At 57.9% G+C, this 18,629-nt stretch carries 19 protein-coding genes; 2 read left to right on the top strand and 17 right to left on the bottom strand.

The window, feature by feature from the left end; genetic code table 11:
• Positions 1-9: 9 nt before the first annotated feature.
• Positions 10-1,356 (bottom strand): amino acid permease, encoded by a 1,347-nt coding sequence (locus tag HMPREF1153_RS03050; protein WP_009645478.1) that lies wholly within the window; start codon positions 1,354-1,356, stop codon positions 10-12.
• A gap of 225 nt (positions 1,357-1,581) precedes the next feature.
• Here HMPREF1153_RS03050 and HMPREF1153_RS03045 point away from each other — a divergent pair, with 225 nt between their 5' ends.
• On the top strand, positions 1,582-1,998 hold the full coding sequence (locus tag HMPREF1153_RS03045; protein WP_009645509.1) for a hypothetical protein: 417 nt from the start codon (positions 1,582-1,584) through the stop codon (positions 1,996-1,998).
• A gap of 91 nt (positions 1,999-2,089) precedes the next feature.
• Here HMPREF1153_RS03045 and HMPREF1153_RS03040 read toward each other — a convergent pair whose 3' ends face one another.
• The 3 genes from HMPREF1153_RS03040 to metG form a co-directional block, all read right to left on the bottom strand.
• A complete protein-coding gene (locus tag HMPREF1153_RS03040; protein WP_009645475.1) occupies positions 2,090-2,824 on the bottom strand; it encodes a G5 and 3D domain-containing protein in 735 nt (244 codons plus the stop codon).
• A 209-nt stretch (positions 2,825-3,033) separates the two neighbouring features.
• Positions 3,034-3,804, bottom strand: coding sequence for a TatD family hydrolase (locus tag HMPREF1153_RS03035; RefSeq protein WP_009645487.1), 771 nt, complete (start codon positions 3,802-3,804; stop codon positions 3,034-3,036).
• Positions 3,804-5,768 (bottom strand): methionine--tRNA ligase, encoded by a 1,965-nt coding sequence (gene metG, locus HMPREF1153_RS03030; RefSeq protein ID WP_009645466.1) that lies wholly within the window; start codon positions 5,766-5,768, stop codon positions 3,804-3,806. Before metG ends, HMPREF1153_RS03035 begins: the two co-directional genes overlap by 1 nt.
• A 577-nt stretch (positions 5,769-6,345) precedes the next feature.
• Between metG and HMPREF1153_RS03025 the strand changes: the two genes are divergently transcribed.
• A complete protein-coding gene (locus HMPREF1153_RS03025) occupies positions 6,346-6,600 on the top strand; it encodes an AbrB/MazE/SpoVT family DNA-binding domain-containing protein (protein ID WP_009645428.1) in 255 nt (84 codons plus the stop codon).
• A gap of 58 nt (positions 6,601-6,658) precedes the next feature.
• Here the strand turns inward: HMPREF1153_RS03025 and rsmI are convergent, their stop codons facing one another.
• From rsmI to HMPREF1153_RS02960, 13 genes are all read right to left on the bottom strand, one after another.
• Positions 6,659-7,543: a 16S rRNA (cytidine(1402)-2'-O)-methyltransferase gene (gene rsmI / locus HMPREF1153_RS03020; protein ID WP_009645454.1), complete on the bottom strand. Its 885-nt coding sequence runs from the start codon at positions 7,541-7,543 to the stop codon at positions 6,659-6,661.
• Between the two features lies 1 nt (position 7,544).
• Entirely contained in the window at positions 7,545-8,369 is an 825-nt protein-coding gene (locus HMPREF1153_RS03015; protein WP_009645485.1) for a PSP1 domain-containing protein, read from the bottom strand.
• 48 nt (positions 8,370-8,417) lie between these two features.
• On the bottom strand, positions 8,418-9,428 hold the full coding sequence (locus tag HMPREF1153_RS03010; RefSeq protein WP_009645453.1) for a DNA polymerase III subunit: 1,011 nt from the start codon (positions 9,426-9,428) through the stop codon (positions 8,418-8,420).
• Positions 9,428-9,880, bottom strand: a complete 453-nt coding sequence (locus HMPREF1153_RS03005) for a YaaR family protein (protein WP_009645461.1) — start codon at positions 9,878-9,880, stop codon at positions 9,428-9,430. The genes HMPREF1153_RS03010 and HMPREF1153_RS03005 overlap by 1 nt, the downstream gene beginning before the upstream one ends.
• Before the next feature lie 84 nt (positions 9,881-9,964).
• A complete protein-coding gene (locus HMPREF1153_RS03000) occupies positions 9,965-10,831 on the bottom strand; it encodes a lysophospholipid acyltransferase family protein (RefSeq protein ID WP_009645504.1) in 867 nt (288 codons plus the stop codon).
• The gene (gene lpxD, locus HMPREF1153_RS02995; protein WP_009645494.1) at positions 10,828-11,856 is read right to left on the bottom strand and encodes a UDP-3-O-(3-hydroxymyristoyl)glucosamine N-acyltransferase; all 1,029 of its coding nucleotides are present in this window, start codon (positions 11,854-11,856) and stop codon (positions 10,828-10,830) included. Before lpxD ends, HMPREF1153_RS03000 begins: the two co-directional genes overlap by 4 nt.
• A 14-nt stretch (positions 11,857-11,870) precedes the next feature.
• Positions 11,871-12,314, bottom strand: coding sequence for an OmpH family outer membrane protein (locus HMPREF1153_RS02990; RefSeq protein WP_009645492.1), 444 nt, complete (start codon positions 12,312-12,314; stop codon positions 11,871-11,873).
• 16 nt (positions 12,315-12,330) lie between these two features.
• Positions 12,331-13,383: a hypothetical protein gene (locus tag HMPREF1153_RS02985; protein WP_009645491.1), complete on the bottom strand. Its 1,053-nt coding sequence runs from the start codon at positions 13,381-13,383 to the stop codon at positions 12,331-12,333.
• A gap of 95 nt (positions 13,384-13,478) precedes the next feature.
• The gene (locus tag HMPREF1153_RS02980) at positions 13,479-13,940 is read right to left on the bottom strand and encodes an OmpH family outer membrane protein (protein WP_006191103.1); all 462 of its coding nucleotides are present in this window, start codon (positions 13,938-13,940) and stop codon (positions 13,479-13,481) included.
• Between the two features lie 120 nt (positions 13,941-14,060).
• The gene (locus HMPREF1153_RS02975; RefSeq protein ID WP_009645476.1) at positions 14,061-15,362 is read right to left on the bottom strand and encodes a hypothetical protein; all 1,302 of its coding nucleotides are present in this window, start codon (positions 15,360-15,362) and stop codon (positions 14,061-14,063) included.
• A complete protein-coding gene (locus HMPREF1153_RS02970; RefSeq protein ID WP_009645459.1) occupies positions 15,362-17,284 on the bottom strand; it encodes a BamA/OMP85 family outer membrane protein in 1,923 nt (640 codons plus the stop codon). Before HMPREF1153_RS02970 ends, HMPREF1153_RS02975 begins: the two co-directional genes overlap by 1 nt.
• 113 nt (positions 17,285-17,397) lie before the next feature.
• Complete coding sequence (locus HMPREF1153_RS02965; protein WP_009645467.1) at positions 17,398-17,967, bottom strand: hypothetical protein; 570 nt, start codon at positions 17,965-17,967, stop codon at positions 17,398-17,400.
• 18 nt (positions 17,968-17,985) lie between these two features.
• Positions 17,986-18,612, bottom strand: a complete 627-nt coding sequence (locus HMPREF1153_RS02960) for a sigma-70 family RNA polymerase sigma factor (RefSeq protein WP_009645444.1) — start codon at positions 18,610-18,612, stop codon at positions 17,986-17,988.
• Between the last annotated feature and the right edge of the window lie 17 nt (positions 18,613-18,629).

Below are 18,629 nucleotides of genomic sequence, written 5' to 3'. Positions count from 1 at the left end.
CAATTTTTTCTAGGAAATACCGCGCTTCTTCCTGCGATAGCCGAGCCACAGCACGAAGAGCCAAACGGGCAGGACGAGGACGGCGAACTGCATGTCGGGAATCTGCGTCATGAGGGCGTACATCATGACGAGGAACGCTAGGCAGATGTAGTTGACAACGGGAAAGAAGGGTGCACGGAATTTCGCCCTGCGTCCTTCTCTCGCATAGAGGCGACGGAATTTCAAATGCGTGATGACGATCGTGCCCCAGCTGATGATGACGGACGCCATGGCGATGGAGAGAAAGAGCATGAATACCTGTCCGGGGAACAGGTAGTTGAGGAGTACAGCGAGAAGCGTCACGCCCGAGGAGATGAGGATGCCGACGACGGGCACGCCCTGACGCGACAGACTCGCGAGAATTTTCGGCGCATCGCCGCCCGCAGCGAGTCCGTAGAGCATGCGCGAGTTGCTGTAGATCGCCGAGTTGTAGACGGATACCGCAGCGGTCAGGACGACGAAGTTCAGGATGTGCGCGGCGGCAGGGATGCCGACGTTCGAGAAGATCTGCACGAAGGGGCTTGCCTCCATGCCTACCTCGTCCCACGGCCAAAGCGCCATGAGCACCGCCATGGCGCCGACGTAAAAGATGAGAATGCGCCAGATGACCTGATTGATGGCGCGCGGAATCGAACGATCAGGGTCGGCGGCTTCTCCCGCCGTGATGCCGATCAGCTCGATGCCGCCGAAAGAGAACATGACGACAGTGATCGAGAGCAGCATGCCCCAAACGCCATTCGGAAAGAAGCCGCCGTGCGCCCAGAGGTTGGAGAAGTTCATCGGAAATGCCTCGGGGCGTGAAAAGACGAGATACAGCCCGAGGACGATCATCGAGACGATGGCGGCGACCTTGACGATGGCAAGCCAAAATTCCATCTCGCCGTAAGCCTTGACAGCCGCGAGGTTCAGCGCCGTGATGACGACGAGAGTGACGAGCGCCGAGAGCCACTGCGGCAGGTCGGGCAGCCAGTAGTTCATGTAGATGCCAATGACGGAAAGCTCCGCCATGCTGACGATGACGTAGTTGAACCAGTAGTTCCAGCCTGAGAGGAAACCCGGAAAAGCGCCCCAATACTTCGCGGCGTAGTGACTGAAGGAGCCGGACACCGGCTCTTCGACCGCCATCTCGCCGAGCATGCGCATGATGAGAAAGATGACGACGCCGCCCGTCAAATAGGCGAGCATGACGGAAGGTCCCGCGAGCTTAATGGTCGACGCAGAGCCATAGAAAAGCCCCGTGCCGATGGCACCGCCGAGCGCGATCATCTGCAAATGGCGATTCTGCAGACCGCGCCGCATTTCTTTTTGTTTCTGCATGGTATCATATCACCTCAAAAAATTACACGCACAAACGTCCACTTTGTGAACAAAAGTGCGCCACTCTCAATGAAAGTTGCCCAATCCGTCTGCGCCCTTCGGCTTGACTTCTTGGACTTTTATAGAAAATTACTCTTTTTATTATAGACTGTGCATCCTACTCTGTAAACAAAAACGGAATGATGCTATACTAGGGAAGTCCGAAGTGAGGAAGGAGAGGCAACTATGGCAGAAGAAATCCACCACGAGAGTATCGACTACACGCTCTTTGAGAACATCAAGATGAAGATGCTCGGCATGATCAACAGCGCCGCCAGTCCCTATGACATCATCTACGAGATTGCCAAGGAGCTGGAAGCCGTCACGCACGAGGCGGGCTATGCGCACGAGGTGCGCCAGGGGCTGCGCTCCGTCTACGGACTTGCCATGCACGACCGAAAGCTCCTCGCCGACGAACTTGCCGACGTCGAGGAACGTTTGAAGCGCATCGAGGAATCGCACGAAACGGGCGACTTCACGGACGAGGAGAGGACGCGCATCGAGTTCGCCATCGTGCTGCACAAGAAGAACATCGAACGCCTCAAGGGCCTCATACAGCATGCCGAAGCCTTCCACGAAGAGCCGTATATCGAAAAGATCTGACCGCGCGAAGGCACACGTCATACGTTTTCGCAGGTAATGCACATACGAAAAGAGGACTGCCGCTTTCGCGTACAGTCCTCTTTTTATGTCGTTATTCCAAGACATAAACCTTGACCCAACGGCGGCCGAATTCCATCGCCTCACCGTAGGATTCCATACACAGGTCGATGCGCTCGCCATTGATGGCGCCGCCCGTATCCCCTGCGATGGCCACACCGTAGCCCGGGATGTAGAGGCGCGTTCCCAAGGGAATCACGTCCGTATCCACAGCTACGACGCCCCGCTCTGCGAGCATACCAGAAGCCGTGATGCCACTGCCGCCGCCGTCGGTCGGCAGGTAAGCCGTCGCTTCCATATCGTACTCACGCACATAGCGCATAGCGCCGCGCGATGTTTCTACAGACTGGGCACGTCTTGCTTCTTCTTCTCTTTCTTTTTCTGCGACCAAATCGTGTATCTTGATGTTGAGATTTTTTTCAAGTCGTGTTGCCCCGTCCAGCTCCGCCGAGAAGCGGTCGCCGACGTATCCGTAGTCCTTGAGTACCTCGCCCACATTGCTGCGAGTCGTATAAACCTTCTGCCTGTCGCCCTCGAACTCAATGACGACCGGCACGGCACGTTGCACAATAATTTTTTCTTCTTTGTCCGATTTCTTTAACTGAAACTCATCCTTGTGCCTAATCTCGACGCCTGCCTGATGCAAGATCAGCTCCGGGCTCGAGTATCGGGTGCTTACCTCCAAAGTCTTGCCATCGACGTCGATGCTGACATTGCGCATCGCGTCCGTAAAACCTGTCGTGAATACGACTCCGAGGATCAACACCATGCAAAGTGCTAGTTTCCTTAAAGTCATTCAATCCCCCCTTAGAAATCTAACGACAGGCTTATTCTAGCACCTTTTTCCCCCCTTGTCAAGATATGCCCCACTTTGGCAGAATTAACCACCATATTTAGGGAAAAGAGAAGTGGTGAAAGCCCTTTTACGACAGGCTTTCACCACTTCTTTCTTTGTGTCATATTAAATTAAATTTTCTCTCAAATCCCGTACAGATCGCGCGTATTCTCGCGCGTCGCCCGTGCGAAGGCTTCAAGGCTCTCGCCGCGCAGTTCCGCCGCCTTCTTGGCGACGTAGAGTACATGGGCAGGCTCGTTGCGTTTGCCGCGAAACGGCATGGGAGAAAGGTAGGGGGAATCTGTCTCAACGAGAATGCGCTCCGCCGGCAGGCGCTGCACGATTTCGGGCAGCTTCGCGGCGTTCTTGTACGTCAAAGGCCCGTCGATGCCGAAGTACCAGTCGCCCTTCAAGAGTTCCGCCGCCATCTCCCAGCTTCCCGAGTAGCAGTGCAGCACGCCGCGAAGCCCTCTGCCCTCCGTCTTGAGAATCTTCATCATGTCGCCGTGCGCCTCGCGGTCGTGGATGCAGACGGGCAGCCTGAGCTGACGCGCGAGATCGAGCTGGCGCACAAAGATCGCACGCTGCAGCGCACGCTTTTCCTCGTCCTTCTCCCAATAATAGTCGAGCCCGATCTCGCCAATGGCGACGACCTTTTCCTGCGCCGTCCATGCGGCAAGCTGGTCGTCCGTCGCCGCCGTCATCGGCTGCACCTCCTCGGGATGGATCCCGACCGCCGCATAGACCGGATCGAACTCCTCCGTGAGCGCGACGCTCCGCGCCGAGGACTCGAGGCTGTCGCCCATCGTGATGATCTTCACGACGCCGGCTGCCAGTGCACGCTCAACGACAGCGGCGCAGTCGTCCGCGAACTTCTCGCCGTCGAGATGCGCATGAGAATCGATGAGCTCCATCACTTCACCTTGCTCCCTGCGGATGCGGCAGGCTCGACGAGGCGCAGTCCGCTCTCGTCCGCCGTGCACAGGATCATGCCGTGCGAGCGAATACCACGAATCTTCGCGGGCTTCAAGTTCGCGACGAGGACGACCTTCCTGCCGACAAGCTCGTCTGCCGCGTAGAACTCAGCGATGCCCGAGACGACCTCGCGCTCCTCCGTGCCGAGGCTCACGGTAAGGCGCATAAGCTTCGCCGTATCGGGCACGCGCTCCGCCTTTTGAATCTCGGCGACGCGCAGATCGACGCGATTGAAATCGTCGATCGTGATGACGCCGTCCGCAGGCGCAGCAGCGTTCGTCTTTTCCGCTTTCCCCTGCTTTTTCTGCGCCTCCTGGGACTTTGCGGCAGAGCCTTTCCTCCCCTGCATCGTAGGCTTTTCCTCTGCCTCGACCTCGATGCGCGGGAAAAGCTGCTCGGGGCTTCCCACATGCGTTCCCGCTAGGAAGCCGCCCCACGTGCGCACGTCAACAAAGCGCACGCGAGAGAAGTCTCCCTCAAGGCCGAGCTGATGCCAGATCTTCGCCGCCGTCTCCGGCATGAACGGCTCGATGAGGACGCTGATGCGGCGCAGACTCTCGGCGAGATTGTAAAGCGTATTCGTCAATTCCTGCTTCTTCGCCGCATCCTTGGCGAGCGCCCACGGCATCGTCTCGTCGATGTACTTGTTCGCACGGCTGATGAACGCCCACGTCGTCTTGATGGCGCTCTGCAGCTTCATCTCTTCCATCTCGCGCTCGTAGGCGGCGATTGCACTTTCCGCGTCCGCAAGGAAGGCGCGGTCAATCGCGCTCTCTCCCTGCGCCTCTTCCACGACGCCGTCCTGGAACTTGCCGATCATGTTCAGCGTGCGGTGCAGGAGGTTGCCAAGGTCATTCGCAAGGTCAGCGTTGATGCGCGTAATGAGAGCGTCGCGCGAGAAGTTGCCGTCCTGTCCGAGGTTGATCTCGCGCAGCAGGAAGTAGCGGATGGCGTCGGCGCCAAACTCATCGATGAGCTGCACGGGATCGATGACGTTGCCCTTCGACTTCGACATCTTGTCCCCGTCGACGATGAGCCAGCCGTGGCCGTAGACCATCTTCGGCAGCGGCAGATCGAGCGCCATGAGGATGCACGGCCAGATGATCGAATGGAAGCGCACAATCTCCTTGCCGACGAGGTGAACGTCGGCCGGCCAATACTTCTCAAATTTCTCGGGATCATCCAAGAAGCCGATCGGCGTCAGGTAATTCGTCAGAGCGTCGAACCAGACGTAGATGACATGATCGGGTGCGATCGGCACGGGGATGCCCCAGTCGAACGACGTGCGCGAGATGCACAGATCTTCAAGCCCCTGCTTGATGAAGTTGATCATCTCGTTGCGCCTTGAGACGGGCTGTATGAAGTCGGGATTCTCCTCGATGTATGCGAGGACGCGGTCGGCATAGTGCGACATCTTGAAGAAATAGGCGTCTTCCTCGACCTCCGCCACCTCGCGCCCACAGTCGGGGCACTTGCCATCTATGAGCTGACGCTCCGTCCAATAGCTCTCGCACGGCGTGCAGTAAAGCCCCTTGTACTTGCCCTTGTAGATGTCACCCTTCTCGTAGATGCGGCGGAAGACCTCCTGCACAACGCGCTGGTGGCGCTCCTCAGTCGTGCGGATGAAATCGTCGTTCGAGATGTGGAGCTTCTGCCAAAGCCCCTGAAATCCCGCAACGATCTTGTCGACGTAGGCAAGGGGCGTCACGCCCTCCTCCTCTGCCTTCTGCTGAATCTTCTGCCCGTGCTCGTCGCTTCCCGTGAGAAAGAACACATCGTGATCGGTCAGCCGCTTGAAACGTGCGACAGCGTCGGCAATCGTCGTGCAGTACGCGTGTCCAATATGCAGCTTCGCGCTCGGGTAGTAGATCGGCGTCGTTATGTAGAATGATTTCCTTGTCATCAAAAAGCCTCCTCAACGGCATGATGCCGCATTTATATATCCTCACTATTATAGAATAAATTTGTCCTCCTATGCAAGATTTTCAAGTTCCGCACATCGAGAAAGTGCCGATCATTTCAATCATTGCTTGAAGATTTGGCAGCAAAATACTTTCTCTCTCGCCATGTCCTTCATCAAAAGCACAATGTCCTTCTTGTATAGATTTATTATTTCTTCTTAATTATTTCACTTGAAACATTTCCTTGGAAATGCTATACTGTAAGCAAAGGAAAAAGTATACATTTTTAGTCAAAAAATGTTTCTTCATGTAAATGTTGTAAACTTTCAGGACATATATTCAGCCGTCGCACGAAGCGGCATGCATTGCTTTTTCTCCCGTTTCCTGCATGGCATCATCAAAGAGGCACGTTGTACATATGTTCTCACGCTTTACAGGAGTCTAACCGATCAGTCTGCGCCTTCGGCTTGACTTCTCGAGGCTTCTTGTAAACATGTAATAATCACTCAACCCTGCTTTTGCACGTTGAATGACTATTTCCCCGCAGTTGGCTGGCCTGCTTCTAAGGAGGAGATAGCTATGAAAGCCACAGGAATCGTCAGAAAAGTCGACGAACTCGGTCGTGTCGTCATACCGATCGAGCTGCGCCGCACGCTCGGCATCGCAGAGCGCGATGCCTTGGAGATCTACACCGATGAGGATCGCATCGTGCTGCGAAAGTACGAACCGACCTGCACGTGCATCTTCTGCGGCAGTGTAGACGACGTGTCGCTCTTCAAGGGGCGCAACGTCTGCAAAAAGTGCGCGAGAGATCTGCAGAAGGAAGCCGTATAGATTTTGCGCAAACATCCAGAAACCCGCCCATTCCCGCAAAGGGAGTGGGCGGGCTTTTTCATTCTTCCAGCAAGGTCTGATAAACGTCGCGACGACTTAAGTTCAGTCGCTTCGCTGCTTCGCGCATGGCTTCCTTTTTCGACCTGCCCTCTCGCATAAAGCGTGCGACGAGTTCCTGCGGCGTCTCCTGCGATGTCGCCTCCTGTACCTCTCCATCTGCCGTACCCGCGACGATGAGGACAAACTCGCCGCGCGGCTCTTCTGCGCTGTAGTGCGCGAGCAAATCGGCGAGCGTACCGCGCCGAAACTCTTCGTAGCGCTTCGTAAGCTCACGCGCAGCTGCCGCAGGCCGCGCTCCGCCGAAAACAGCAACGAGCGCCTTGAGCGTATCCTTCAGATGGTGTGGCGCTTCGTAGAAGATGAGCGTTTCCCTTCGCGCGGCGACTTCGGTGAGAAGATCGCCGCGCTTCACCGTCGTGCGCGGCAAAAAGCCCACAAAGGTGAAGCGCCGCGTGTCTAGCCCCGAACAGATGAGTGCCGAGAGTGCGGCGTTCGCACCGGGCAGGGGCGATACGGTGACTCCTGCGTCTATGGCCAGAGCAGCGAGGTGGCTGCCGGGATCAGCGATGCCGGGAAGCCCCGCATCACTGACACAGACGAGATCGTTTCCTGCGAGCAGGAATTCCACGAGGCGCGGTCCCTTCTCAAACTTGTTGTGCTCATGGTAGCTAAGGAGGCGCGTGTGGATGTCGTAACGTGCGAGAAGCTTGCGCGTGTGGCGCGTATCTTCGGCCGCAATCAACGGCACTTCCTTGAGAATCCGCACGGCACGCAGCGTCATGTCCTCAAGATTGCCGATGGGCGTCGCCGCGAGGTAGAGCGTGCCCTTTGCATGCCGAGCTTCCTTTGGCGGCGATCCCTGCGCCCCTTCCGTGCGCTCCATCTTACGCCTTGTCTCCCTTTTCTACGGCAATGACGTCCTCCCACGCTGTCACGAGTGTCTTGTGCGAGTCGAGCAGGATCGTCGCCGTGCGTCGCTGCGCATTGATGGAGATGACCTTTCCCTCTCCTTCCGCCGACGCGACGCGGCTTCCCTGCTTCGGCGGCTTCGGACGGCGCTTGGGGCAGCTCTTTTTGTAATCCGAGCACTCATATTTGAGGCAGCACATGAGCCTGCCGCAGATGCCCGAGATCTTCGTCGGATTCAAAGAGAGGTTCTGCTCCTTCGCCATGCGGATGGACACCGGCTCGAAGTCGCCGAGGAACATCGAGCAGCACAAAGGCCTGCCGCAGCAGCCCATGCCGCCCATGAGCTTCGCCTCGTCGCGCACACCGATCTGCCGCAGCTCGATGCGCGTGCGGAACACGGAGGCCAGATCTTTGACGAGCTCGCGAAAGTCAATGCGCCCGTCCGCCGTGAAGTAGAAGATGATCTTATTCAAGTCGAACGTGCACTCGACATCGACGAGTTTCATCGGCAGACCATGCAGCTTGATCTTCTTCTCACAAACCTTGAACACCTCTTTTTCCTTGCGATGGTTTTCCTCGACCTTGCGAAGATCCTGCTCCGTCGCCTTGCGCTGTACGGTCTTCAAGACTTGAGAGCCATTTTCCTCCACCTCTCGCACCCCCAGGACGACGCGACCGCACTCCATGCCACGCACCGTCTCAACGATGACATCGTCGCCGAGTACGAGTTCGTATTTTCCCGGGCTGAAATAATAGATCTTGCCCGCTTTCTTGAAGCGGACACCCACAATCGTCTGCAACCCCTTGCCTCCTTCATCTATTGAAAGCGCGTTCTTTCGCGCCCAGCGTCACCTTTCCGACTCTCGTGCATCCCGCAGGCGCATCAGTAATCCTTCAAAGAGGAGCTGCACGCTTGCGTTGCTCCGAAGCCTCCCGAGCGTCTCCCGCACGAGGGCGAGACAGGCGAAGATGCGCGTCTCGGGAAAATCCGCGAGCACATGAGCCAAAGCTCCGCGCTTTTCCTCATGGTAGAGCGTACCATGCCCCGAAAGGAGCGCGAGCATGTCGCGAAGAAGGCGAGAGAGCGCGAGCAGCCATTCCTCAGCGCGATCGCGCGGCAATTTGCCAAGTTCTTCTGCCTTCGCCCAAAGGCTGAACATATCGAGCGCAGAAAGCGAAAAGAGTGTCTGTGCCGCATCCTCCATGAGCTGCAACCCACCCCCTTCGAGCAGGAGCAGTGCGTGACCAAGGCTGCCGTCCGCCGCCATGGCGAGAGAATGTGCCTTCCGGCTTTCCACGCCGCGCGCGAGGAGCGCCTCCTCAATTACCTCGGGAGAGAGCGCACCGAAATGCATGTCACGCACGCGCGATAAGATCGTCGGAAGAAGTGCCGTGCGCTTCGCCGTCACAAGCAGGAAGAAAACTGCGCCCTGCGGCTCTTCCAAAGTCTTCAAAAGGCTGTTCGCCGCTGCCTCGTTCATCGCGTCGACATCGTCCACAAGGACGACGAAGCATCCCGAGAGCAAGGGCTTTCGCGCGACCTTCTTCTCAATCTCACGCACGGCGTCGATGCGCAGGACGCGCACGCCCTTGCCGCGGCTTTCAGGCGCCGCCTCAACGTAATCGGAATGCGTACCTGCGAGAAAAGCACGGCACGACGGACACTCGCCACAAGGCGCATCCTTCCTGCCGCACAGCAAAGCTGCGGCCAAGAGGTGCGCAACCTTTTTCTTGCCCACGCCGGAGATCCCCGAAAAGAGGAGCGCATGGGGCAGGCGACCGTCACGCAGCATGATCCGCAGCCTATGGATATTCCCTTCGTGCCCGAGGACGTCCTTCCAGGAAAGCGCCTCCTCCATCACATATAGAGGTCGACGAGCATACCGCGAATCGCATCGTGACTCGCCACGATGTCCAGGGCGTCCGTCTGACCCGTGCGAATCTTCTCTGCAAGTTCTTCGAGCTTCCGATCGATCTTACGCACCGTCGTGTAGACCTTCTGCCGTCCCATGCGATCCCATCCCGCCTGCACATGAAGCTGATACATGCGCCCGACTGCTTCGTCAACGAAATCCTTGACGAGATCGCGATACGCCTTGAGTTCATCGTACGTCGGCGTATTCGTAAGGCGCGCGCCCTGCTCGTCAATCTTCTTCAGAATTTCCTGCAGTTGGCGATCAGAAAACGCCGCATGCTGGTCGGCAAGTTCCGTTCCGAAATCCGCATCACTGCGTGAGGGTTCATGTACAGCGATATCACGCTCAAGTGTCTGCAGCGCAGATCGCTGCGAGCTTAAGGCATCTATCTTCATAAATTCACAAGCCACCTTCCGCCTGCAATTTTTGACTCTCCTTGAATTATAAAGGTTTTTTCATCTTCACGCAAGCAGAAGCCCCTAAAACGCCTTACGCATCGACTTCCAGCGATCGTGCAGCCAGAACCACTCCTCGGGATGCTCGCGGATGTGCTGCTCCAGAACGCGGTTGACCGTCTGCTCGGCCGTGCGGATGTCAGCGCGTTTGTCCTTTGTACGAGGCACCTCGATGGGCGCATAAAGGACGATCTTATGCGTGCCGTCCTCCTTGCGCGTGATGTAGCCGGGGATGACGCCGATCCCTGCCGAGCGAGCCATCGCAGCGGGGCCAGGCACGCAGTTCGTCGGCTTGCCAAAAAAATCGAGCACGATGCCATCGTGCCGATTCGTATCCTGGTCGGCAAGAAGTCCGACGACCCAGCCGTCCTTCATCATGCGAAACATCTCGCGCACGTCGTTCTTATAGATGATGTGCATACCGACGAGCCGCCGATACTCGTTGATAAAGCGATCCATCGCCGCATCCCTCTGGCGCATGGCGACGCCGATGAGCGGAAATCCCGCCTGCGACAGTGCGCCGCCCATGAGTTCCCAGTTGCCGGTGTGACCCGTGGCGATGACCGCGCCCTTGCCCTGGGCGAGGACTCCTTCGAGATGCTCTCTTCCCTCGATCTCGACGTAATCTGCCATATGGCGCACGATGACGGGAAAGCGCAGAACCTCGAAAAGCATGGGGCCGAAACGCAAGGCACTCTCCTTGGCGATGCGCTTCGATTCCCGCTCATCCGTCCCAAGACACATGGCGACCTGCGAGACCGCGAGCTTCTTTCTGCGCACGGACAAAAAAGGCCAGAGGGCGAGCGCCAGAGCGCGTCCCAAACGATCGCAGAAGCGCCCGGGCAGAAGGCAGGCGACGCGGCTCAAAAAGCGCACGAGGTAGTACGTCATGTCTTCGCTTCCCTCTCTTTGAGCGCCTTTTCCAGCTGTTTGACCTTCTTGACGAGATCGGGCAGACGCTTCATAGCCGCCTGCATGCGCAACCATTCCTGATGGCTCTGCACGGGGAATCCCGCACAGAACACGCCTTCGGGCATGTCGCCGATGATACCTGAACGCGCTGCATAGACGGAATGTCCGCCGATGTGGATGTGTCCGACCGTGCCGACCTGTCCGCCGAAGGTCACATTCGGCCCTGTCGTCGTCGAGCCGGAGATGCCTGTCTGCGCGACGATGAGATTCCCCTCGCCGATCTTACAGTTATGCCCGATATGGACGAGATTGTCGATCTTTGTGCCGCGTCCAATGACGGTCGATCCCGTCGTAGCGCGGTCGATGCCGACATGCGAGCCAATCTCGACATCATCTTCGAGGACGACGTTGCCGACCTGAGGCACCTTCGTATGAACGCCGCCCGACGTCGTGAAGCCGAAGCCGTCGGAGCCGACAACCGAGTTCGCATGAAGCACACAGCGCTTGCCGACGCGGCAGCGCTCGCGCACCGTGACGCTCGCGTAGAGGACGCTCTTCTCGCCGATTTCAGCGTACTGCCCGACGTAGACGTGCGGGTAAATGACGGCACCCGCAGCGATCTTCGCGTGCTCATCGACGACGGCAAAGGGAAGAATCGAGGCACCCTCTTCTACCTCGGCGGTCTTCGCCACGAAAGCCTGCGGACTGATCCCATCGGGAATCTGCAGCGGAGGCGTGAAAAGCTCCAAAAGCTTCGCAAAGGCGGCACGCGGCTCCTTCACATGGATGGCGGGCAGAGGAAAGCCCTGCACATCTTCGGGCAGGAGGACGGCGGCCGCCTGCGACGCCTTGGCCTCCTCGATATGGGGCGGGGCGGCAAAGGTGATCTCCGTCCTGCCCGCCGCCTCGATGTTCGTCGCGCCCGTGACGACGATGTTTTCATCGCCTGCAAGCCGTCCTTCCAGGAAGTGAGCGATTTCCCCCAACGTCTTTTTCATCGTCATGTCCTCTCCCAGTCTCACTGAAGCGCTTTGATCACATCGTCCGTGATGTCCGTGCCGCCGAGATGGACGAGCTTCTGCTCATCCACGTTGAAGAGAACAGCATCCAACTTCTTCGTGCGTGCAATCTCGCCGACGGCCGTCTGCAGTTTGATCGTCTTCTGCTGGTCGTAAATGCTGCTCGTCTGCTGCATCTTGCCCATCGCCTGCTGCTGCGCCTTCTGCATCTCCTCGGGCGGCGCACCCTGCGCCTGCTTCTCCTTCAAATCCTCTTGCGCCTGCTTCTGCACTTCTTCCACTTTTGACTTCATCTCGGCATCAATATTCATGATGGCCGGCGCTTCCTTCTCGATGCGGCTTGGATCGACATAGCCGATCTCTGTCTTGCCGCAGCCTGCGGCGAGCGTCATGATGGCAAAGGCACCTGCGAGCATCGCCATGCGCTTCTTGTTCTGCTTCATGATTTTCCACTTCTTTCTAAGTATTTCCGGGCGCAAGCTCGGCAATCAATTCTTCTGTCAGATCGAGTGCGGCAGGAGCGACGACAGGAAAGCGAAGCGAGGGAGCGTCTGTCTCTTCTCGCCGCAGATCTGCAGCTTCATCCGTTTCCTTCGCAACGACGAGAGAAAGATGATGAAGGAGCGCGAGCTTCGCCGTCTTGCTCTCAATATCCTTGCGAATGTGCTCGCGAATGATGCGTACTTCCTCGCCCTTCGCCGCGAGCGCCGCTCTCTTGCGGCGCAGGATCTCGTCGATCTCGACGCCCTGCATCGCCTGCAGGAGCGCCTCGCTGTTGCGCCTTTCCGCTTCTGCCTTTTGGCGTGCGGCTTCTTCCTGTGTGCTTGCTGCGGTAGACTTTGCACTCTTTGCGTCGCGCGCGATGAGCGCGTCAAGATACTTCCGCTTCTCCTCGTCGTGGGCGGCAAAGAGCGCCCGTATGCGCTCGCCACGCTCCTCGCGCAAAGCCTTGAGTTCGTCGAGCAGGCTTTTTACATCAGCCTCCGAAAGGAACATCGCCTCTCGGTTGTCAATCTTCATCTCGATGTTAACGATGCGATTCTGATAGGCGTCTTCTAGCGCCTTCTTTTCCTTGAGAAAGGCGTCCTTCGTATTTTCCTCCCAGGCAGCGAGCGCCTTGCGGCGCTCACGCGCCTGCTCTTCCGCCGCGAGACGCTGCTGCTGCAGATTCTTCTCTTTCGCTGCAAGCTGGAACGGCTCATCTGCAAGCGCAGGCGGCTTCAGGGCGCGGCGCGCACGACTCAGTCGATCAATGTCGGCGGCGAGCGATGCATACTGCGCTTCAAGATCCGCCAGCTGCACATACGCCTCATGCGCCTTCTCAGCTCGCGCCACATCGACGACGCCGATCCCGCCCTCTTCCTGCTTCGTTGGAGCGGCTGGCGGCGGCGCATCTCGAAAGAAAAAGAACGCGCCGCCAAGAGCCGCCAAGAACAGGACAGCAAGAGCACCGCAAATTTCCTTCCGGCGCTTTTTCCAAAAGCCGCCGCCCTGCGCCTTTTCCTGCGGCATCTCATCCACCTCCCGAAAAGCCCCTGCATTTAAAAGTACCGGGCAGGAAGCCCGCCCGGTACATCATGCGCTCGCGCGCGCATATCCGTATTTTCTTATTTGAACTTCTTCATGACATCGTCCGTGATGTCCTGACCGCCATAGACGACAGCGCTCTTGTCGATGACGACGGAAAGTCCCTTGGCTTCAGCGACCTGCTTGACGGCATCGTCGATCTTCTTCTGGATGCCGGAGATAAGATCCTGTTCCTTCTGCTGCAGCTCCATCTGCGCCTGCTGCATCGCCTTTGCCTTCTCCTCATCGCTCTTATTTGCATTATCCGCCTCGAAGCGCATCTGCGCTTCCTGCATCGCCTTCTGCATCTCGTTTGAAGCCGAAGCGTAATCCGGATGGCTCATCATCACCTTGCGATAATCGACGACGCCGACGGACGAAGATGCTGCAGACGCTGTGCTCGTGCCGAGCTGCGAAAGGCCGAGAGCCACGACTGAGCCAATGAATACGAGCGCAAGCGCCACGCAAAAGATCTTGACCTGCGTCTTTTGAAGTTTTACCATTTCTTTGTCTCCTTTTCCCTTTTGAAGAACGCTGCATCGCGATCCTTCCTCAAATACCCAACGATAAACATTATAGCAAACTCTTTTGGGGGATTCAAGCCCAAGAGGGCGCGGACGCCCTTAAAAATCGCCAATCAGGCGCAGCCAGTTACCTGAAGAGTCCCACACGAGCTCGACACGCAGAAAATCGTGCAGACGATAGCTGATTCCAGCCTCACCCGTATGATCGGCGCGGCGGTACTCCCAGCGCACTTCAACGCGCGGCAGGGGGTCTGTGCGCACCCCCGTCGTCCACGCATGTTCGCGCATATCGTAGCGAAGGCTTGCGAAGATTCCAGGAAAGACGCGTCTCTCGTAGGCCGCTTCCCAGCCCCAGTCAAAATTCTGCGGCAATACATCGGCCTGCACGAAGATTTCATCCGCTGCCGACAACATCGCTCCGGCATGGGCGCGAAACGTTATGTCATTGCCGTCGGCAGAACGTCTGCCAATATCGCTCCATCCTTCGAGGCGCAGGCGGTATCGCGAAGTATCGCTGCGACTCATAACCGAGGTCTGCTCACCTGCTGCAATCGTCGCATGTGTCTTTAAACCGAGCGTGCGGAACTCGCCTGATGTGTCGAGAACTTCTTCCATGCCCCGCGCAAATTCCTTCTCGTGACGAGCCACGAATGCAACGGGAACACCGAGCATCTCGTTCGCCTTCGCCTGCAGAACGCTGCGCTTTTCCAGCAGAGCGAAGTTCGCGATCGTATCCGAACGCATGGCGAGATCAATCGTACGCACGACAGGCATCTTCGGATAAACCGTCAGCGTGACGTGCGTGTGCCCTGCCGTCTCGACATCGAAGTCAGCGCGAAACTCGGGCAGATGCTCCGCCATATAGGCGTTCAGACTCTCCTTCAGGACGCCGTTCGTCCAGTCGACAGCGGCCACTGGAAGCCCTTCGAGGCTTTGTCGAAACACCGTCTCGACACCTGCGAGATCTTCTTTCGCCATCTTCCCTATGACAGGCGAGACACCATCGACCACAACTTCGACCTCGACCGCCTCAACGCGATTCGCCCAAGAAGCAAGAGTCACACGGACGTACGTCTCCTCGCCAGGCTCAATAGCGACGTCCGTTACAGAATAGCCGACGAGTACCTTGTCGAATACCTCACGGATTGTCGCCTCGTCCGCCGCCCTGCGCCCTTCATACGAAGAAAGCGGTTTTCCCTCGATGATTTGTGAGGAAATGGCGGCGACGCTCTTTTCCATGCGCACCTTGACCGTGGGTGGCAAGGCTTCGCCGTCCGCTACAACTTCGGCATGAACCGCCGTGACCGTGCCCGAAGCAAAGGCGTGTCCACCACCCATCCAAAGGAACACGAAGGCGAAGAGCGCGAGGAGCATCTGCGCCCTTGCCCTTCGCCCAAGCATCAGAAGGAACCGCCGACGCTGAAGTGCACGCGCCCGCCGTCCGAGCCACGTCCGTAGTCGAGGCGAATCGGGCCGATCGGCGTCTCAAGCTGCAGCCCCATGCCGATGCTGCCCTTGATCCTATTCGGCCAGCGGTCGTTGCTCCAAGCATTTCCCCAGTCGGTGAAGACGGCGCCCTGCACCTTCTTCACGATGGGGAAGCGGTATTCGACCGTCGCGAGCAGTAGATGCGTGCCGCGGAACTGGTCGTCACGGTAACCGCGCAGGGAGTCCTGTCCGCCGATTTTGTAGAGGTTCGATTCGGAAATCGAGCCGTGCGCGTAGCCGATCTGTCCGCGTACAGCAACGGTCTGCGCTCGACCGACCTTGAAGAAGCGCTTGTCCTCTGCCGTGAACTTCTGGTAGTTGAAATCGCCGCCGAAGCCCGCAAACTCTGCTTCAAGGCTCATACGTCCGCCAGATGTCGGATTGTAGATGTTGTCGCGCGTATCGTTCACGCGCGACAACGTGACGCTGCGCGTCGTGCCGAAGTTCGCATCGCGCCACGCCTTCCATGCCGGCGTGCTGCGATCGCCCTGATTTCCGCTGCTCTTATGATTTTCATAGCTGTCCTTGCGATTGCGCAGCGTGATGAAGTTCGTCGCATATTCGTTGACGGGACGGCTCAAGGTGATCTCGCCGCCCGCGTACCTGCGCATGTACTCTTCCTCCAAGTTACCGTCCGTATCATAATCGTCATACTCGTAGGTGCGGTTGTAGATACGCAGAGAAGCCGCTGTCTCCTTGCTGTCAAGCCAAGGACGGCGATAGGAGAAGACGAAGCCGTGCGCGTCCGTATCATCGCCGCTCATCTCGTAGAGAAGACTCACGGCATCGCCCGTGCCGCGGAAATTCGTATCGCCAACATTGATCATGCCGACGAGGCCGTCCGATGAACTGTAGCCGGCACCAATGCCAAAGTTACCCGTGCGCTTTTCGACGACGTCCGCTTCAAGGACGACGGATCCCGACTCCTTCCCGGGATTGAGCTTCATGTTCACGTCCTCGAAGAAGCCGAGGTTGTAGATGCGCTGCATGCTGCGGCGAGCCTTCTTCACGTCGAACGGCTCACCGATCTTCAGGCGCATCTCGCGCAGGATGACGCGATCCTTCGTCTTCGTATTGCCCTTGACAGCGAATCCTTCGAGCTTTCCCTCATTGATCTTGAGCGTGAGGTCTCCCGCAGCATCAATATTCATGTCTTCGATCTTGGCGAGGATGAAGCCGTCTGCCCTGTACTTTTCCTGCACGGCAGAGACGTTCTTTTGCAGTTCGCGGCGGTTCAGCACCTTGCCCGGCTCAAGCGTGACGAGCTTTTCGAGATCTGCCGTCGTCTCAACCGTATTTCCCTCGATCTTCACGGAATGAAGCACGGGGTTTTCCAGGACATGATACGTAAGAACGACGCCCTCAGGCACATATTCCCACGACGGGTAGAGGTCGTAAAAATAGCCCGTATCGAAGATGGCGGAGCGATCGCCCTGCGCCTTCTTCGCATCATACACATCACCTACGCGCTGCACGAGGGCAGCGCGCGCCGTCGCCATCGTATCCTTGCCCGCGCCGTCGATAACGATGTCGACGATGGTTTTACCATCAGCGATCTTCGCCTCCTCGTCAATCTTGCGCTCCTCGGGGCGCTTAGCCTCCCACGCCTCGACACGCGCATCCTTCAGCTGCGTCTTAGCAGCAGCGCTTTCAGCAGCAGTCTGCGCATCCACGCGCCGGATTTCTTCGGCGTCTGCAGCGGCGTTCTTCATCTCCTGATCGCCTTGCATCGTACCCACGACGGCGACGGCCGCAGAGGCATCTGCGGAAAAGCCGGCAAAGCTCGCAGCCAGTGCGACGGCTCCGGCGAGGATTCGCGTTCTTTTCATATCCAAGTTTTCAACCTCCTATGCTTCACATCCTCTTTATTGTACCATGAATGCCCACGAGGTCAAGGGGGACGCAAAGACTTAACAACAGACTCATCGAATTATAGGAAACATAAGAATCATTCGCGCAGCACACGCCCCGCAGCGACCATGAGCTCCTGCATGTCTTCGGTCGGCGGCGAAGCGGCAGAGGTCTGCTTCGGCTTCTCCATCTGCTGCTCCAAGGCAGGCTGCGGCTCGGTAGACTGCGCCTGTTCTTGTGCCTGTACAATCGGGCTTTCCTGCACCCGAACAGGCATGACGGGCAGCTCGATCTCACGAGATTCCGAAAGATTCGCCGCAGATCCCATTCGTTCGGCGAGAGTCTCACTTCCCTTCTCCTCGTGAATCATCGTCCCCTGTCCGACGATCGGTGCAGGACTTTTCTCGGCAGGTGCCGCCGTCGGCTCTGCACTCCTCTGCAGGGCGACGCCGCCCAAGGCGAGGAGCACGGCAAGCGCCGGCGCTAAGAAACGTGCGAAGCGCTTCCCTTTGCGCGTCTCTCTCACACGCTGCAGTTCCGCCTCCGCCAGCATGAGATTGAGTCCGCCCCGGACATCCTCTTCCTTCTCCAACGAGGATTCTGCACGCCCCAGCCAGTCCTTCGCCGCCTTGACGTGCGCACAGATCCTTTCTCTTTCCTCCGCCATCTTCCTCTCCCTCCTTCCCTAAAAGCGCATGAAGCGCGAGAGCATGCCGCGCACGCGGCGTATGCCATTCTTCTGCAAGCGGTAGATGTGCGAAGCGCTGACGTCGAGCACATCGGCGATCTTCGGAATCGTTTCGCTCTTCAGGTACACGCTTTCGAGGACGACGCGCTCCTTCTGCGGCAGACGTGCGAGCGCCCGATGAAGCTCCCGCGTCATGAAGCCCAGTTCCGCTTGCTCAGCGACGGAAGGCGTCGTGTCGGGCAGAAGTTCCCAAGGCACCTTGCCGTCGGCGCGAGGCGCATCCATACAGGTGACATCGCGTCTGCCTTCTTTCTGCAGGAAATTCAGCATCCTGCCGCGTATGCGATGGACGGCGAAGAGACTGAAGGCAACGCCGCGCTTCCAGTCGAAGTTTTCTGCCGCCTCGATGAGTCCGACCGTGCCTTCCTGTATAATGTCCATGATGCTCTCGCTCGTGCGCCACGGCAGCGCCGTCTTGAACACGAGCGGCTGGTACGACTCGATCAGGCGCTGCCTCGCCTCCCTCTCGCCGCGCTCCTTGAAGGCCTGCCACAAGGACTTTTCTTCCTCGGGCGCAAGGAGTTCGACCTTTTCGAGTTCCTGCAAATATTCCTCAAGTCTCATGACAATCCTCCTCGCGC

The sequence above is a fragment of the Selenomonas sp. CM52 genome, from assembly GCF_000292955.1.
Taxonomy (GTDB): Bacteria; Bacillota; Negativicutes; order Selenomonadales; family Selenomonadaceae; genus Selenomonas.
This window is presented reverse-complemented; position numbering and strand designations above follow the sequence as displayed.

Excerpts from the sequence above, each read along its gene's own strand:
- rsmI (WP_009645454.1), bottom strand. The coding sequence starts at position 7,543 with ATGGAGCGCACGGAAGGGGCGCAGGGATCGCCGCCAAAGGAAGCTCGG.
- HMPREF1153_RS03045 (WP_009645509.1), top strand. The coding sequence starts at position 1,582 with ATGGCAGAAGAAATCCACCACGAGAGTATCGACTACACGCTCTTTGAG.
- HMPREF1153_RS02975 (WP_009645476.1), bottom strand. The coding sequence starts at position 15,362 with ATGCTTGGGCGAAGGGCAAGGGCGCAGATGCTCCTCGCGCTCTTCGCC.
- HMPREF1153_RS02960 (WP_009645444.1), bottom strand. The coding sequence starts at position 18,612 with ATGAGACTTGAGGAATATTTGCAGGAACTCGAAAAGGTCGAACTCCTT.
- HMPREF1153_RS02985 (WP_009645491.1), bottom strand. The coding sequence starts at position 13,383 with ATGCCGCAGGAAAAGGCGCAGGGCGGCGGCTTTTGGAAAAAGCGCCGG.
- HMPREF1153_RS03050 (WP_009645478.1), bottom strand. The coding sequence starts at position 1,356 with ATGCAGAAACAAAAAGAAATGCGGCGCGGTCTGCAGAATCGCCATTTG.
- HMPREF1153_RS03040 (WP_009645475.1), bottom strand. The coding sequence starts at position 2,824 with ATGGTGTTGATCCTCGGAGTCGTATTCACGACAGGTTTTACGGACGCG.
- HMPREF1153_RS03010 (WP_009645453.1), bottom strand. The coding sequence starts at position 9,428 with ATGGAGGAGGCGCTTTCCTGGAAGGACGTCCTCGGGCACGAAGGGAAT.
- HMPREF1153_RS03005 (WP_009645461.1), bottom strand. The coding sequence starts at position 9,880 with ATGAAGATAGATGCCTTAAGCTCGCAGCGATCTGCGCTGCAGACACTT.
- HMPREF1153_RS02965 (WP_009645467.1), bottom strand. The coding sequence starts at position 17,967 with ATGGCGGAGGAAAGAGAAAGGATCTGTGCGCACGTCAAGGCGGCGAAG.
- HMPREF1153_RS03035 (WP_009645487.1), bottom strand. The coding sequence starts at position 3,804 with ATGGAGCTCATCGATTCTCATGCGCATCTCGACGGCGAGAAGTTCGCG.
- HMPREF1153_RS03000 (WP_009645504.1), bottom strand. The coding sequence starts at position 10,831 with ATGACGTACTACCTCGTGCGCTTTTTGAGCCGCGTCGCCTGCCTTCTG.
- lpxD (WP_009645494.1), bottom strand. The coding sequence starts at position 11,856 with ATGACGATGAAAAAGACGTTGGGGGAAATCGCTCACTTCCTGGAAGGA.
- HMPREF1153_RS03025 (WP_009645428.1), top strand. The coding sequence starts at position 6,346 with ATGAAAGCCACAGGAATCGTCAGAAAAGTCGACGAACTCGGTCGTGTC.
- metG (WP_009645466.1), bottom strand. The coding sequence starts at position 5,768 with ATGACAAGGAAATCATTCTACATAACGACGCCGATCTACTACCCGAGC.
- HMPREF1153_RS02980 (WP_006191103.1), bottom strand. The coding sequence starts at position 13,940 with ATGGTAAAACTTCAAAAGACGCAGGTCAAGATCTTTTGCGTGGCGCTT.
- HMPREF1153_RS02990 (WP_009645492.1), bottom strand. The coding sequence starts at position 12,314 with ATGAAGCAGAACAAGAAGCGCATGGCGATGCTCGCAGGTGCCTTTGCC.